Annotated in this window: 12 protein-coding genes; 9 read left to right on the top strand and 3 right to left on the bottom strand. The window is 40.9% G+C overall.

The window, feature by feature from the left end:
* Positions 1-411: 411 nt before the first annotated feature.
* Positions 412-2,046, bottom strand: coding sequence for an ABC-F family ATP-binding cassette domain-containing protein (locus tag ACZ47Z_RS09245; RefSeq protein ID WP_015529731.1), 1,635 nt, complete (start codon positions 2,044-2,046; stop codon positions 412-414).
* A 269-nt stretch (positions 2,047-2,315) separates the two neighbouring features.
* Between ACZ47Z_RS09245 and ACZ47Z_RS09240 the strand changes: the two genes are divergently transcribed.
* The 7 genes from ACZ47Z_RS09240 to ACZ47Z_RS09210 all read left to right on the top strand — a co-directional run bounded on the left by ACZ47Z_RS09240 (position 2,316) and on the right by ACZ47Z_RS09210 (position 10,932).
* Positions 2,316-3,179 carry a patatin-like phospholipase family protein gene (locus ACZ47Z_RS09240; RefSeq protein ID WP_054754002.1) on the top strand — a complete coding sequence of 288 codons (864 nt, stop codon included), beginning with the start codon at positions 2,316-2,318 and terminating at the stop codon, positions 3,177-3,179.
* Between the two features lie 50 nt (positions 3,180-3,229).
* Complete coding sequence (gene ppk1 / locus ACZ47Z_RS09235) at positions 3,230-5,356, top strand: polyphosphate kinase 1 (protein WP_464525502.1); 2,127 nt, start codon at positions 3,230-3,232, stop codon at positions 5,354-5,356.
* 29 nt (positions 5,357-5,385) lie between these two features.
* Positions 5,386-6,435: an aldose epimerase family protein gene (locus ACZ47Z_RS09230; protein WP_464525501.1), complete on the top strand. Its 1,050-nt coding sequence runs from the start codon at positions 5,386-5,388 to the stop codon at positions 6,433-6,435.
* A 26-nt stretch (positions 6,436-6,461) separates the two neighbouring features.
* Entirely contained in the window at positions 6,462-8,612 is a 2,151-nt protein-coding gene (locus tag ACZ47Z_RS09225) for a DNA topoisomerase (protein ID WP_054754004.1), read from the top strand.
* A 54-nt stretch (positions 8,613-8,666) separates the two neighbouring features.
* The gene (locus ACZ47Z_RS09220; RefSeq protein ID WP_054754006.1) at positions 8,667-9,341 is read left to right on the top strand and encodes an acyltransferase; all 675 of its coding nucleotides are present in this window, start codon (positions 8,667-8,669) and stop codon (positions 9,339-9,341) included.
* A 75-nt stretch (positions 9,342-9,416) separates the two neighbouring features.
* The gene (locus ACZ47Z_RS09215) at positions 9,417-10,301 is read left to right on the top strand and encodes an NAD(P)-dependent oxidoreductase (protein ID WP_464525500.1); all 885 of its coding nucleotides are present in this window, start codon (positions 9,417-9,419) and stop codon (positions 10,299-10,301) included.
* 154 nt (positions 10,302-10,455) lie between these two features.
* The gene (locus tag ACZ47Z_RS09210) at positions 10,456-10,932 is read left to right on the top strand and encodes a methylglyoxal synthase (RefSeq protein ID WP_020435679.1); all 477 of its coding nucleotides are present in this window, start codon (positions 10,456-10,458) and stop codon (positions 10,930-10,932) included.
* Between the two features lie 70 nt (positions 10,933-11,002).
* Here the strand turns inward: ACZ47Z_RS09210 and ACZ47Z_RS09205 are convergent, their stop codons facing one another.
* Complete coding sequence (locus tag ACZ47Z_RS09205; RefSeq protein ID WP_117826679.1) at positions 11,003-12,181, bottom strand: ribose-phosphate pyrophosphokinase; 1,179 nt, start codon at positions 12,179-12,181, stop codon at positions 11,003-11,005.
* Between the two features lie 267 nt (positions 12,182-12,448).
* Here ACZ47Z_RS09205 and ACZ47Z_RS09200 point away from each other — a divergent pair, with 267 nt between their 5' ends.
* Positions 12,449-14,059, top strand: coding sequence for an AAA-like domain-containing protein (locus tag ACZ47Z_RS09200; protein ID WP_464525499.1), 1,611 nt, complete (start codon positions 12,449-12,451; stop codon positions 14,057-14,059).
* 139 nt (positions 14,060-14,198) lie between these two features.
* Positions 14,199-15,035 (top strand): spermidine synthase, encoded by an 837-nt coding sequence (locus ACZ47Z_RS09195; protein ID WP_278461802.1) that lies wholly within the window; start codon positions 14,199-14,201, stop codon positions 15,033-15,035.
* Here the strand turns inward: ACZ47Z_RS09195 and ACZ47Z_RS09190 are convergent.
* Entirely contained in the window at positions 15,030-15,890 is an 861-nt protein-coding gene (locus ACZ47Z_RS09190; RefSeq protein ID WP_054754012.1) for a hypothetical protein, read from the bottom strand. The genes ACZ47Z_RS09195 and ACZ47Z_RS09190 overlap by 6 nt on opposite strands.
* Positions 15,891-15,939: the final 49 nt, after the last annotated feature.

The following is a 15,939-nucleotide window of genomic DNA, read 5'->3' as shown; positions in this document are numbered from 1 at the left end:
AACACATGTCGCTGTGCAATCCAAATTTGCATTTTTTCATCAAAATTGTGTAAATTATTTTTGCACTTTTGTCGAACGTCAAATAAACGAAATAGTTTACAAAACAGACATAGATGATAGTGTTTTTGGGAAAATCTAAGAAAATGGTTTTAGTACCCAATTTTTCCTCTATGTTGATTTTGTAAAGTCCTTGAATTTAAGGCATTTTCGAGGGTCAAAAACATAATGAAATACCAATTTCATTCAAACTCAAAATCCACATGAAAAAGTAAAAATAAAGGGTACTAGACTTAGCGAATTGCTGGTTTAGTACCCTTTTATAAAACGCAAAAATTATTTGCCCCAAAAGTGCAAAATTAGATTACACATTGACAACACACGGTGTCTGTTCTGGCTCTTGATCATTATATCTTAATCCTCATCATCTGTCTGTACAGAGTAAGTCTGTCTCTTTCTGGCCATCTCATCGCTCTCAAGATATTCATCATAAGTTGTGATCTTATCGATCAGCTTACCGCCCGGAACAATCTCCATGATACGGTTCGCTGTTGTCTGTACGATCTGGTGGTCTCTGGAAGTAAAGAGAAGTACTCCAGGGAATTTGATCAGACCATTGTTGAGTGCTGTGATAGACTCCATATCCAGGTGGTTCGTTGGCTCATCAAGAAGCAGTACATTTGCTCCTGAGATCATCATCTTGGAGAGCAGGCAGCGAACTTTCTCACCACCGGAAAGTACAGCAACTTTCTTCACTCCGTCTTCACCGGAGAAGAGCATTCTTCCAAGGAATCCACGAACATAAGTTACATCCTTTTCCTCAGAGTACTGTGTCAGCCACTCTGTGATATTGTAGTCATTGTCGAATTCTCCGCCGAAATCCTTCGGGAAGTAAGCCTGAGAAGTTGTAACTCCCCATTTATATGTTCCCTCATCCGGTTCCATCTCGCCAATCAGGATTTTGAAGAGGATTGTCTTAGCAAATTCATTTCCACCAACGAAAGCAACTTTATCCTCACGGCCAAGTGTGAATGTAAGATTATCAAGAATCTTTTCGCCGTCAATTGTCTTGGAAAGTCCTTCTACAGTGAGAACTTCATTACCAATCTCACGGTTCGGACGGAAGTCAATGTAAGGATATTTACGGCTGGAAGGTCTGATCTCATCAAGCTGGATTTTCTCCAGGGCACGCTTTCTGGAAGTAGCCTGTTTGGACTTGGAAGCGTTCGCACTGAATCGGGAAATAAATTCCTGCAGCTCTTTGATCTTTTCTTCTTTTTTCTTGTTGGCCTCTTTCATCTGACGGATCAGCAGCTGGCTTGACTCATACCAGAAGTCATAGTTTCCTGCGTAAAGCTGGATCTTACCGTAATCGATATCGGCAATCTGTGTACATACCTTGTTCAGGAAGTAACGGTCATGGGATACAACGATAACTGTGTTGTCAAAGTTGATCAGGAATTCTTCCAACCATGCGATTGCATCAAGATCCAAGTGGTTGGTAGGCTCGTCAAGAAGCAGGATATCCGGATTTCCGAACAATGCCTGTGCAAGAAGAACCTTGACCTTCTCAGAACCTGTCAGGTCTTTCATCAGTTTATAATGAAGCTCTGTCTCGATACCAAGTCCGTTCAGGAGGTTGGCAGCATCAGATTCTGCTTCCCATCCATCCATTGTAGCGAACTCAGCTTCCAGCTCACTTGCTTTGATTCCGTCTTCATCTGTGAAATCTTCTTTTGCGTAAATTTCTTCTTTCTCTTTCATGATTTCATACAGACGTGCATTTCCCATGATAACTGTATCAAGAACAGGGAATTCGTCATATTTGAAATGATCCTGCTGAAGGAAAGAAAGTCTCTCGCCCGGGGAGATAACTACATCACCGGATGTCGGCTCAAGCTGTCCGGAAAGAATCTTAAGAAATGTAGATTTACCGGCACCGTTCGCACCGATCATTCCGTAGCAGTTCCCTTCTGTGAATTTGATGTTAACATCTTCGAACAGCGCCTTTTTCCCGACGCGAAGGGTTACGTTATTTGCACTAATCATTTGAAAGTCTCCTTGTAAATAAATTAGAATTGTGATTACGTTGTTATAATTGTCCTTTTTCAAATACGTGTGAATAAGAACATACCAATCCATATATTAACATAGAAGAAAGGGTGCTGACAAGTACTGAAATAGAAAAATGCATACGAAAAAGCAGGGCAAACTGTGTGAAAATGTATAAGAACTAATCCTTGTTCTTTCCATTGTAAAAAGTTATAATGTTACTAAGAATCTCACAATATAAATAGCAGTAGAAAAGAGGAGAAACCATGGCACTTAAGAAAGCAACAATCGTACTGGAAGGTGGAGCAACAAGAGGCATATTTACTTCTGGTGCTCTGGATTACCTTATGGAACAGGATATTTATTTTTCAGATGTGATCGGTGTGTCTGCCGGCGCATGTAATGCAGTAGATTATGTTTCCAGACAGCCGGGACGTACAAGAGACTGTATGATTCCGAATACAAAAGATATGAAGTATATTAATGGAGTGAAAGATACGATCAGGGAGAAAAGTCTGATGAATATGGATTTGATTTTTGATAAATATCCGAATGAACTGATCCCATTTGATTTTGATACATATTTTCAGTCAGAGATGCACTGTGAGCTGGTAACGACAAACTGTCTGACTGGAAATGCAGAATATATGACGGAAACAGAAGATCCTGACCGATTGATGAAGATCTGTCGTGCATCAAGCAGCATGCCGCTTGTGACTCCGATGGTGAATATTGACGGTGTCCCGTATCTGGATGGCGGACTTGCAGATTCTGTTCCAATCCGTCGTGCACAGAAGCTTGGGAATGAGAAGATCATAGTGATCCTGACGAGAAATCAGGGCTATCGTAAGAAAGTAATCTCATCGGCAGTGCAGAAGCTTTACAGACAGGCATATAAGTCCTATCCGAATGCAGTCCGGACAATCTTCAGAAGAAGTTTTATCTATAATAAGACGATGAATTATCTGGACCAGCTTGAAAAGCGAGGAGAGATTTATGTTCTTCGTCCACATGTAAAACCAGTATCACGGCTCGAACAGCATCCGGATGTCCTGCATGCATTTTATGAGCATGGATATCATCTGATGGAGCGAAAGACAGAAGAAATGCTGAAGTATCTTGAACAGTAATAAAAATAAATCGACTTGTTAAAAGAAGAGAGAAAAGGGAGTTGAGTTATATGAGAGAGATTTTAGAAGAAACTCAGAACCGTGAATTATCGTGGCTTCGGTTCAACCAGCGCGTTCTCGAAGAAGCACGGGACGAGACAGTTCCTTTGATGGAACGTATGAAATTTGTAGCTATTTTCACAAGCAACTTAGACGAGTTTTTTATGATCCGCGTAGGAAGTCTGTATGATATGGCATCAGCAGACAGCAAAAAGATCGATCAGCGATCTGGTATGACAGCAAAACAGCAGTTAGATGCAATTTATCGAGCTGTTTCCCCACTTTACAAGGAACGAGATAAGACATATGCAGAGATCAAGAAACAGTTAAGTCCGTATGGTGTCTGCGGTCTTGACTTCAGGGAACTGGAACAGCAGGAGAAGAAGTTTGTAAAGAAATATTTCAAAGAAGAAGTAATGCCGGTGCTTTCCCCACAGATCGTAGATGCGAACCATCCGTTCCCACATCTGTTAAGTAAAGAACTGTATGTGGTTGCGAATCTGAAGCAGGGAGACAAGACGATGCTCGGAATCATCCCGGTACCACAATATATTTCTAATATTCTCTATCTTCCGGGGTATGACATCCGTTATATCCGTATGGAAAAGATTATCCTGGAATTTATTGATCTTGTTTTTGACCAGTATCAGATCTCAGACAAGAATTATATTCGTGTAACGAGAAATGCAGATGTATCACCGGATGATGAAGCTTATGCAGACAGTGGAGATTTCCGTCATGTGATGCAGGAGACACTTCACAAGAGAAGAAGGATGGCCGTTGTCCGTCTTGAGGCAGCCAATTCTCTGAGTAAAGAGATGGAGAAATATTTCTGTGAGAAATTCAATATCCATCCGGAATGCATTTTCCGAACAAAGATGCCGATGAAGCTGGACTTTATCTTTGCAATCGCTGATAAACTTCCGGATTCGAAGAAAACAACGCTCGTGGATGTACCATTTTCTCCGCAGCCGTCTTCCATGCTTGCAGAGGGTAAGGTGATTCCGCAGATAAAGAAGAAAGATGTACTCCTTTGCTATCCATACGAAAGCATGGAACCGTTCCTCCAGCTGATCAAAGAAGCATCAACAGACCCGGAAGTTCTGACGATCAAGATCACAATCTATCGTCTGGCGAAGAAAGCACGACTTGTAGAATATCTCTGTGCAGCGGCTGAGAATGGAAAAGAGGTTACGGTTCTGATCGAGCTGAGAGCACGTTTTGATGAGCAGAACAACATTGACTGGTCCGAGCGTCTGGAAGAGGCCGGATGCCGTGTTCTGTACGGATTCGAGGGTTATAAGGTACACTCCAAGATCTGCCTGATCACATACAGAAACCGTACCGGAATTCATTACATTACACAGATTGGAACCGGAAATTATAACGAAAAGACAGCGAAGATGTATACCGATTACTCGCTGATGACAAGCAGACAAGAGATTGGTGAAGACGCAGCAGTCTTTTTCCAGAATATGTCGATCAGCAATCTGAATGGAGTTTACAAGCATCTGATTGTTTCACCGACAAGCCTGAAACAGAAAGTACTTGCCTTGATGGATGAAGAAATTGCAAAAGGTGAGAGCGGAAGAATCATTATGAAAATGAATTCTGTTACGGACATGGATTTCATTCGCAAAGTAACAGAAGCATCTCAGGCAGGGGTGAAGATAGATCTGATCGTGCGTGGAATCTGCTGTATCCTCCCGGGAATCAAGGGAAAGACAGAGAATCTGCGTGTGACAAGTATCGTCGGAAGATATCTGGAGCATCCAAGACTTTTCGTCTTCGGAAAAGGAGCAGATGCCAAGATGTATATCGGTTCTGCAGATATGATGACGAGAAATACAGAGAAGCGTGTAGAAGTCGCGTGCCCGGTCTATGATGTAGAGATCCGGAAACGCCTGTTCCATCAGCTTCATGTGATGCTCTCTGACAATGTGAAAGCCCGTGCGATGACAAGTGACGGAACATATGTGAAGAAACCGGTGGAAGACGGAGCAAATCTTGTGAATGCACAGGAGACCTTTATGCGAGAAGCATCACAGGCAAAACGTCCGGCTGCAGCCAATGTGCCGAAGAAGAAAAAAGAAGGATTCTTAACAGCTGTACTGAAGATTTTCAGAAAAAAACAATAGAAGGACGAGAGATGGAGGAGCAGAGAAAGATGAAACCGTTACAGAAAAAAGACTTTGGAAAGACATCGAAAGGGGAATTGGCAACATTATACATTCTTGAAAACGAAGCAGGAATGCAGATCAGTGTATCCGACTTCGGAGCAACACTGACAAGTGTACTTGTTCCGGATAAGGATAACAATCCGGTAGAAGTGACACTGGGATATGATGATGCAGCTGGATATGAAGCCGGACTTGGAAATGCATTTGGAGCATCTGTCGGACGTAACGCAAATCGTATCGGTGGGGCAGTGATCGAGATCAATGGAACAGAATATCACTTGACAAAGAATGACGGAGAGAATAACTTACACAGCGGACTTGATTTCTATCACGGAAGATTGTGGAAGGTTGCGGATGCAGATGATACTCATGTAACATTTGAGATGGACAGCCCAGATGGGGATCAGGGATATCCGGGAGCACTTGTTATGAAAGTGACCTATTCTCTGGATGAAGAGAATACTTTGATGATCCACTACGAAGCAGAGCCGGATCAGGATACGATCATCAATATGACAAATCACAGTTACTTTAACCTGAACGGACATAAGAGCGGAGATGTTCTGAATCACACATTATGGCTGAATGCGGATGCATTTACACCGGCAGACGCAGCATCCATTCCGACAGGTGAGATCCGCAGTGTGGAAGGAACTCCGATGGATTTCAGAATAGATAAGACAATCGGAAAAGATATTGAAGCAGACTATGAACCGCTGGTATTCGGAAATGGATACGACCACAATTGGGTATTGAAAAATGAAGGCGAATTTGATAAAGTAGCAGAAGTAGCCGGGGATGAAAGTGGAATCCATATGAGCGTACTGACAGATCTTCCGGGTGTGCAGATCTATACTGCGAACTTCCTTGACGGAGAGAAAGGAAGAGACGGAGCGGTTTATGAGATGAGAGATGCGATCTGTCTGGAGACACAGTACTATCCGGATGCAATCCACCATGAAAACTTCCCGGGACCGATCTGTAAGAAAGGCGAGAAATATGATACTCGTACTACCTACAGATTTCGTGTAAAATAAGTGAATGGAAGATAAATAATTAATTTATGGGAAAATCAGTATACATTGCGGAGAAACCGAGCGTTGCCCAGGAATTCGCAAAAGCATTGAAACTAAATACAAAACGACGGGACGGATATCTTGAGTCAGACGAAGCCATTGTCACCTGGTGCGTAGGTCACCTGGTGACGATGAGTTATCCGGAGGAATATGATCCGGCACTTAAGAAATGGAACCTGCAGACGCTGCCATTTATCCCGGAAGAATTCAAATACGAAGTCATTCCGTCAGTGGCAAAGCAGTTCCAGATCGTCAGCGGGATCCTGAACCGGGAAGATGTCGATACGATCTATGTCTGTACCGACTCCGGGCGAGAGGGAGAATATATCTACCGTCTCGTAGAACAGGAAGCACACGTGGAAGGAAAAAAGCGCCGGAGAGTGTGGATCGATTCCCAGACAGAAGAAGAGATTCTTCGAGGAATCCGTGAAGCCAAAGATCTGTCAGAGTATGATAACCTCGGAGCATCTGCATACCTGCGTGCCAAGGAAGATTATCTGATGGGAATTAACTTCTCCCGTCTGCTGACTTTGAAGTATGGAAATAGTATTTCAAATTTTCTGCAAACGAAGTATTCCGTTGTATCTGTAGGACGCGTTATGACGTGTGTTCTTGGCATGGTTGTGCGCAGAGAACGCGAGATCCGTGATTTCGTCAAGACACCGTTTTACCGCGTACTTAGCACGATCGATGCACAGGGGCATACGTTCGAGGGTGAGTGGAGAGCAGTGAAAGGCTCTCGCTATTTTGAGTCCTATGACCTTTATAAGGAAAATGGATTCAAGGAGCGCAAGAAAGCAGAAGAATTGATTCAATACCTGCAGACACCGGATGACGAGTCTGTAAATGTAGCAGCAGAAATGCAGGAACAATCAGGACTAAACTGCCGGATTGAGTCGATCGAGAAAAAGAAAGAGAAGAAGAATCCTCCTCTTTTGTACAACCTTGCGGAGCTTCAGAATGATTGCTCCAAGAGATTTAAGATCAGTCCGGATGAGACACTACGAATCGTGCAGGAACTGTATGAGAAAAAACTTGTGACTTATCCAAGAACAGATGCCCGTGTTCTGTCTACTGCAGTGGCAAAGGAAATCACAAGAAATCTGAACGGGCTGTCAAAATATCCGATGGCGGCACCGTATATGCAGGATATCTTGAATTTCGGAAGTTATAAGACACTTGCAAAGACACGTTATGTGAATGACAAGCAGATCACAGACCATTATGCAATCATTCCTACAGGACAAGGGTTGAATGCATTGACTACTGTTTCATCTACTGCGAAGGGTGTGTACGACCTGATCGTGCGAAGATTCCTGAGTATCTTCTATCCGCCGGCAGTTTACCAGAAGGTTGCTATCGTGACGAAGATCAAAGAAGAAAGCTTCTTCTCAAGCTTCAAAGTACTTGCTGAGGAAGGTTATCTGAAAGTGGCAGGCATTCCGAAGAAGAAAGCTTCTCAGACAGCCACAAAAGATAGCGGGAATGGAAACAGTGAGAATAATAACAATGATACAAATGACGAGGCAGGTTCCGATTCTTCCGATCAAAGCCTGGACACCGGATTGTTCGAAGTGATCAAGTCATTAAAGAAGGGTGCAGTCCTTCAGGTCAGAGCATTGGATATCAAAGAAGGAGAGACATCACCTCCGAAGCGTTACAATTCCGGTTCCATGATCCTGGCAATGGAGAATGCAGGACAGCTGATCGAGGACGAAGAACTTCGTGCCCAGATCAAAGGAAGCGGAATCGGAACAAGTGCGACAAGAGCAGAGATTCTGAAAAAGCTTGTGAATATCAAGTATCTCGCATTGAACAAGAAGACACAGGTGATCACACCGACGCTGCAGGGAGAGATGATCTATGATGTTGTTGATCATTCCATCCGGTCACTCCTGAACCCGGAACTTACAGCAAGCTGGGAGAAGGGGCTGAACTATGTGGCAGAAGGTTCCATCACATCAGATGAATATATGAGAAAACTCGATCATTTCATCACCAGCAGAACCGTTGGGGTGAAAGGATTGAACAATCAATATCAGCTTAGAGCCTGCTATGAAAAAGCAGCAGGGTTTTATCCGTCTGTAAACAGTAATAAAACGACAGGTAGAACAAAAACAGGCAACAAAAGTAAATGACACAATTAAAAAGCATAAATGTAAGTCGGTTCTAACCGGCAGAAAGGAATTACCATGTTAGAAGCATTAACAGTAAAAGAAAATTATTCATTAGACCAGACAATCGCAAAAGATATCTTCAACGGAGTTACTTATCCGTGGGAAGTACTTCCGAAGATCAGTAGCTTCATCCTTGAACTTGGAGCTACATTGAGTGAGGATGAATATGAGAAACGCGGAGAAAATGTATGGGTAGCGAAATCTGCAAAGGTTGCTCCGACTGCATTTATCAATGGACCGGCAATCATCGGAAAGGATGCAGAGGTTCGTCACTGTGCATTTATCCGTGGAAATGCGATCGTAGGAGAAGGAGCTGTTGTAGGAAATTCCACAGAGCTTAAGAACGTGATCCTTTTTAATAAAGTTCAGGTTCCGCACTATAATTATGTAGGTGATTCTGTTCTTGGATACAAATCTCATATGGGAGCCGGATCAATTACATCTAACGTAAAATCAGATAAGAAACTTGTTGTAGTAAAAGCCGGAGATGAGAAGATTGAAACAGGTATGAAGAAGTTCGGCGCAATGCTCGGAGATGAAGTAGAAGTAGGATGCGGAAGCGTTCTGAATCCGGGAACAGTTGTTGGAAATCACAGCAATATCTATCCACTTTCTTCTGTACGTGGATTTGTTCCGTCAAACAGCATTTACAAAAAACAGGGCGAAGTTGTGACAAAAGAAGAAAGATAGTTGAAAATAGAAAATGATAAGAATGGCTCCTGTGTGATAACATGGGAGCTATCTTAGACAGGAGGAATGAAGCAGATGAATAAAGTAGGTTTTATCGGTGTAGGGATCATGGGAAAATCCATGGTCAGAAATCTTATGAAAGCCGGATTTGAATTACATATCTATGCAAGAACAAAGAGTAAAGTAGAAGATGTGATCGGCGAAGGAGCACAGTTCCATGAGTCAATCAAGGATTGCGTGCAGGATTGTGATGCAGTTATTACGATCGTTGGGTTCCCACAGGATGTAGAAGAAGTATATTTTGATGAGGGGAATATCTTAGACAGTGCAAAGGAAGGCGCTTATCTGATCGATATGACAACAACAAGTCCGCAGATTGCTGAGAAGATTTACGAGGAAGGTACAAAACGAGGTTTCCATGTGATGGATGCACCTGTCACAGGCGGAGATACAGGAGCGAAAGCCGGAACATTATCTATTCTCGTTGGTGGAGAAAAGGAAGATTATGAAGCCTGTATGCCACTCTTTGAGGCGATGGGAACAAACATTAATTATCAGGGGAAGGCTGGATGCGGACAGCACTGCAAGCTGGCGAACCAGATCATGATCGCCGGAACACTGTCCGGTGTGTGCGAGGCACTTACTTATGCAAAAGAACAGGGACTGGATCCGGAAGTATTCATGAAGTCCGTTGCGACAGGGGCAGCAGGAAGCAAGCAGCTTGATACATTCGGACCAAAGATCTTAAAAGATGATTATGCACCGGGATTCTTTATGAAACACTTCATCAAAGATATGAAGCTTGCACTGATCGAAGCGAACAGAAAAGGACTTTCCCTTGATGTACTCAGTATGGTTCTTGCCAATTACGAAGAACTTGAGCAGGAAGGATTCGGAGATCTCGGAACACAGGCGTTGATGAAATTCTATGATGAAGAACATCGGAACATGGAAGAGTAAAAAATCTGTGAATGATAACCGTAAAAGTTCTATTAAGAATCAACAAAACAGGTTGAAGTAACAGGGAAAAGAAAATATAATAGACACCAGAAGGAAAACTGTTGAAAATGATAAAAAAGATCAACAACAGGAAGACTTGAAGGAGGACACAAAAATGCTTACAGATAATTTTGTGACAATGGAAATTGGAAAAGCAAAACACATTGCACTTGTAGCCCATGATGGAAAAAAGAAAGAACTGATTGAATGGTGCGATAGAAATAAAGAAGTATTACAGGGACATTTCCTCTGCGGAACAGGAACAACAGCCCGTCTGATCGCAGAGAAAACAGGACTCCCGGTAAAGGGATACTGCAGTGGACCACTTGGTGGAGACCAGCAGATCGGTGCGAAGATCGTAGAAGGACAGATTGATTTCATGATCTTCCTGTGGGATCCGTTAGAGGCACAGCCACATGACCCGGATGTTAAGGCGCTTCTTAGAATTGCTGTAGTATATGACATTCCGGTTGCGAACAACCTTGCAACAGCAGACTTCATGCTGAACTCCAAGTTCATGAACGAGCCTTATTCCAGACAGATTGAGAATTTCAATAAGACGATTCAGGACCGCGTTGCGGAGATGAAATAAAATAATTCAAGCATTAAAAAAATACCTGCAGATATCAATTTTGACATCTTGCAGGTATTTTTATAGATTTTTACAGAAGCCCTTTTTCACGCTTTTCAAGAAGAGCATGAATCTTATCTGTCGGGCTGATAACAGAGCTGATCGGCACATCATGGTTCAGGGAATCAATGATCAGTGCGATGAACTTACTCATATCAGCTTTTACAAAGTAAGGTTTCTCATAAAGTTCCGGTGGGAGATATGTAAGGTTTGTTGTAATAACTTTACTGATATATCCCTTATTGTAATACTCATCGAATTTATCAAATCCGTCTGTGAACAGTCCGAATGTTGTACATACAAAGACACGTCCGGCATTACGCTCTTTCAGCTGTTTTGCAACATCAAGCATACTTTCTCCGGAAGAGATCATATCATCAACGATAAGAACATCCTTTCCTGTCACATCATCACCGAGGAATTCATGGGCAACGATCGGGTTCTTTCCGTTTACAACTGTAGAGTAGTCACGACGCTTGTAGAACATACCCATATCAACACCAAGTACGTTAGAGAAGTAAACCGCACGGTGCATAGCTCCCTCGTCCGGGCTGATGATCATCAGATGTTCTTTGTCAGCTTTCAGATCCGGTACTGCACGGAACAGTGCCTTTAAGAACTGATACTGTGGGTTAAAGCTGTCAAATCCACTAAGTGGAATTGCATTCTGTACACGTGGGTCATGAGCATCAAATGTAATGATGTTGGAAACGCCCATTGCGTCCAGTTCTTCCAGTGCAAGAGCACAGTCCAGAGACTCTCTTCTTGTACGCTTGTGCTGTCTGCTTTCGTAAAGGAAAGGCATGATAACATTGATACGGCGAGCCTTACCTGTTGCAGCAGCGATAATTCTCTTCAGATCCTGATAATGGTCATCTGGAGACATATGGTTAAGATGTCCGTTTACTGTGTAAGTCAGGCTGTAGTTGCATACATCAGTCATGATAAAAAGGTCAGTACCACGGATTGTCTCTTTCAGGATACCCTTAGCTTCACCGGAACCGAATCTCGGACAACTACAGTCTACCTGGTAATTGTTGGCCTTATAGTTTCTGTAAAGTGGGGATTCTGTTACTTCGTTGATCGTGTTCTCACGGAAGGAAACAATATAATCATTTACCTTCTGTCCCAGAGGTTTGCAACTCTCCATAGCAATCAGTTTCAGAGGTGCAATCGGGAGTGTGTTTTCTAACATTTCGATGTTCGTCATTTTCTTCTCCTCAGTGTGAATTAGTTTTTAACTGTCTTAAGAAATCAGACAGTAACGTGAATTGATTAATTAGAATTAACAGATTAATCATTATACATTTAACGTTATACCATTTTTCAGGAGAAAATTCAAGGAGGGCAGGGCGGAGAGTGGACGATAAAATGTATTTTTTGCAGAACAAGACAGAAAATAACAAACTTGCCTTTTATAAGGTGCAATGGTAGAATCTTAAGTAGGAAAATGTGCAGGACAAAAAGGAGCGATAATATGCCGAAAGTATTCAATACAGCAGCAATATGTATCCCACAGGAACATTACATGATTAATCTGGATAGCAGAGTGAGAGAGATAAAGAAACTGGTTGATGCAGGGAAATATTTTACGATCAACCGTGCGCGGCAGTATGGAAAGACGACCACGCTGAGAGCTTTGTATAGAAATCTGATGAAAGACTATTATGTGGTTTCCTTGGATTTCCAGACATTTGGAAGTGCTGAGTTCGAAACAGAAAGCAGATTTGCAAATTCATTTGCAGATTCCATTTTGGAGGAGTTTGAGAGAAGATACAGAGAGTTTCCAAAGAAAATGGAAGAATCTTTAGAGAACTTAAGAAGAAAGATCAGTGAGCGTCCATTAAATGAGAACTTTACACTCCGTTCACTTTTTGGCTATCTTAGTGATCTTTGTGCTTCCGCTGATAAACCGATTGTAATTATGATTGATGAAGTAGACAGTGCGTCGAATAATCAGGTCTTTTTAGACTTTCTGGCACAGTTGCGGGCTCAATATATCGACAGAGATATTCAGCCTGCATTTCAATCTGTCATCCTTGCAGGAGTGTATGATATTAAGAATCTGAAAAGAAAACTCCGACCGGAAGAAGAACATAAATATAACAGTCCATGGAATATCGCAGCAGAGTTTACAGTCGATATGAGCTTTTCCAAGGAAGAAATTGCAGGAATGCTGGAAGAATATGAAGCGGATTATCATACCGGCATGAACATAAATGATATGGCACAATGGTTGCATAATTATACTTCAGGATACCCATTTCTTGTATCACGCCTTTGTCAATTGATGGATGAAAGAATAAGTCAGGAAGAGTCATATCCTTCACTTAGTGATGTGTGGACAAAAAAAGGCTTTGAGGAAGCTGTCCGCATGCTTTTATCAGAAAAAAATACGTTGTTCGAATCATTGTTCAATAAGTTAAAGGATTATCCGGAACTGAACCAGACCATTCAAACGATTCTCTTCACAGGGAAGAGTATTGCATATAATGCAGATGAGACATCCATTGATATTGCGACAATGTTTGGCTTTGTGAAAAATCAGAATGGAAAAGTTGTGATTGCGAACCGAATCTTTGAGACACGATTATACAACTATTATCTGTCAACCGTTGAAATGCAGAGTAAAGATATTTATGATAAATCCTTGCTGGATAAAAATCAATTTGTGATGAATGGGCACTTGAACATGGATTTGATCTTAGAACGGTTCGTTGTTCATTTTCATGATATTTACGGAGATCGGGATGAGAAATTCATTGAAAAAGAAGGCAGAAAATACTTTCTGTTGTATCTCAGACCAATTATTAATGGAGTCGGTAATTATTATATTGAAGCTGAGACAAGGGATCAGCGCAGGACAGATGTGATTGTAGACTATCTTGGAGAACGATATATAATCGAACTGAAGATCTGGCATGGGGAGGAGTATAACCGACAGGGAGAAGAACAGTTGGTTGATTACTTGAACAGCTATCATCTGGATAAGGGCTATATGGTGACATTCAGTTTCAATCAGAAGAAAGAGATCGGAGTGCGGCAGGTAGAAGTGGATTCTAAGACGATCATAGAAGCTGTAGTATAAGAAAAATAAAAGGAATAAAAAGAGCTTTAATATCTGAACGATACAGTGGTATTGCGGAAGATATATTATGATATTATAATATGAGTGATAGATAATTCTGAGTTATCTGTCAGAAATATAGACAAGGGGAGGATAAGATTTGAATTTTTACGAAAAAGAGAATATCTCACTATATTTGGATAATTTGAAACTACTGGAATCTATGGTTACTCTAAAACAAAAAATTAAAATATATCGTCACGATACACTCGGTTTAGTCTTGGTAATAAATGGTGAGATACAACATATCGAAAATTACCAATGTATGTATCATGAACAACTGGTTCATTTACCTATAAGCTTTTGTGACTGTCCACAAACAGCTCTTGTACTTGGTGGAGGCTCATTATTTGCTGCCTATGAATTGCTGAAATATCCATCAATACAAGCAATAACATTATGCGACCACGATTACACTGTATTAAAGCTGATGGAGCATTATTACAATCATGCTAAGACGGTTCTTGCTGATAAAAGATTTCACTTTGTAGAAAATGATGGTGTGGAATTTTTGGATAGTGATAAAACACATTATGATGTAATCGTTAATGATTGCTTTAATTTATTGAAAGAAAGCAACACATACGGATATTCATTCTTTAAAAAAATGAATGATATGCTTACTGATAAAGGAGTTTGTTCAGACATCATATACCGACATATTTTTGACGGAACCATAACTCATGATTCTATTCAGGAAATCAAAAAATGTAGCAACATTGCATTATCGTTGGTCACAGTCCCTGAATATCCAGGCATCTTACATATTCAAACAATTTGGGGAAAAAACAAAAATATTGCTCAGACATGTAAGAGTACCCTTAATTCGTTTCAAAAAAAGTGTTTGGAAACCAATAATTTACCATTTGAGTTCTATTCACCACAAAATTTGCCCTATTATTTATATTTACCGCCATACATAAAGGCAATGTTATAGAATAAACTGATTAGTAAAACTTATTGATGGTGAAGGTGATTTTATCGCATCATAATACACCTTCACCTTGTCCCATGAAGGAGAATTAATCATTCTTCCTATACAAGAGTTTATTTCGTTGCGATTGCTAATATAACCATATTGGACTAAATATGGCTCATTTTCTTGTGCTGTTGCAGCCCATGGTGAACCTAATAAAGAACAAATATTATCTCTATCCTTATTATATAATTTAATCGAATTTATCTTTAAATAAGGGATTTCACTATATTGATCCGTATTTAAAGTCAATCCCGCTTTCTGAAACATACCTTGAGCTACAAATCCATGTTGGGCAGGACATTTTGATAATGTAGCTGTAATTCTTACATGTTTTCCATAAAAATCCTCTTGAAAAAATTCTGGAATATGTTTCAATAAATATGATGTAGATATTACACCTAATATCCCTTCTCCGATATATCCATACCTACTATATAATCCGACTAATGTTTCACCATTGAGAGAACCTGTACGGATTGTCTCATCTGAGCCGGCATAAAATTCCAAGTTGCTAAATTCCTTCGCATCAATTTTTCCTTCAAAACTATATAGTGAATTCCATCGAACGGCATTTTCATATGGATCTCTTGGAAAAAGTTGAATGTAAGGAGACAACAATCCATCAAATGCAATAGTATCTTCATATGTAATGTTTTGGCAATGAATTCCTCTTTGCCATAAATCAAAAGGACCATCAAAGCTATTGTCTCCGTAAATCCTGTTTTTCATTTTATCAAAAGAGTATCCAGCAATAGCACCAACAAAAGTTTGAGCTGCCGCCTCTAATAAAGATTGTCCAATTATTTCTAGCATCTGCATTTTCTCCCTTGTATTGTATTTCTGACGGATAACTCAGAATTAT

The sequence above is a fragment of the Mediterraneibacter faecis genome (assembly GCF_055383675.1).
The sequence above is the reverse complement of the archived record's forward strand: the minus strand, read 5'-3'. Positions and strand labels throughout refer to the sequence as shown.

Coding starts and splice junctions, on each gene's coding strand:
- ACZ47Z_RS09245 (WP_015529731.1), bottom strand. CDS start 2,046: ATGATTAGTGCAAATAACGTAACCCTTCGCGTCGGGAAAAAGGCGCTG.
- ACZ47Z_RS09240 (WP_054754002.1), top strand. CDS start 2,316: ATGGCACTTAAGAAAGCAACAATCGTACTGGAAGGTGGAGCAACAAGA.
- ppk1 (WP_464525502.1), top strand. CDS start 3,230: ATGAGAGAGATTTTAGAAGAAACTCAGAACCGTGAATTATCGTGGCTT.
- ACZ47Z_RS09230 (WP_464525501.1), top strand. CDS start 5,386: ATGAAACCGTTACAGAAAAAAGACTTTGGAAAGACATCGAAAGGGGAA.
- ACZ47Z_RS09225 (WP_054754004.1), top strand. CDS start 6,462: ATGGGAAAATCAGTATACATTGCGGAGAAACCGAGCGTTGCCCAGGAA.
- ACZ47Z_RS09220 (WP_054754006.1), top strand. CDS start 8,667: ATGTTAGAAGCATTAACAGTAAAAGAAAATTATTCATTAGACCAGACA.
- ACZ47Z_RS09215 (WP_464525500.1), top strand. CDS start 9,417: ATGAATAAAGTAGGTTTTATCGGTGTAGGGATCATGGGAAAATCCATG.
- ACZ47Z_RS09210 (WP_020435679.1), top strand. CDS start 10,456: ATGCTTACAGATAATTTTGTGACAATGGAAATTGGAAAAGCAAAACAC.
- ACZ47Z_RS09205 (WP_117826679.1), bottom strand. CDS start 12,181: ATGACGAACATCGAAATGTTAGAAAACACACTCCCGATTGCACCTCTG.
- ACZ47Z_RS09200 (WP_464525499.1), top strand. CDS start 12,449: ATGCCGAAAGTATTCAATACAGCAGCAATATGTATCCCACAGGAACAT.
- ACZ47Z_RS09190 (WP_054754012.1), bottom strand. CDS start 15,890: ATGCTAGAAATAATTGGACAATCTTTATTAGAGGCGGCAGCTCAAACT.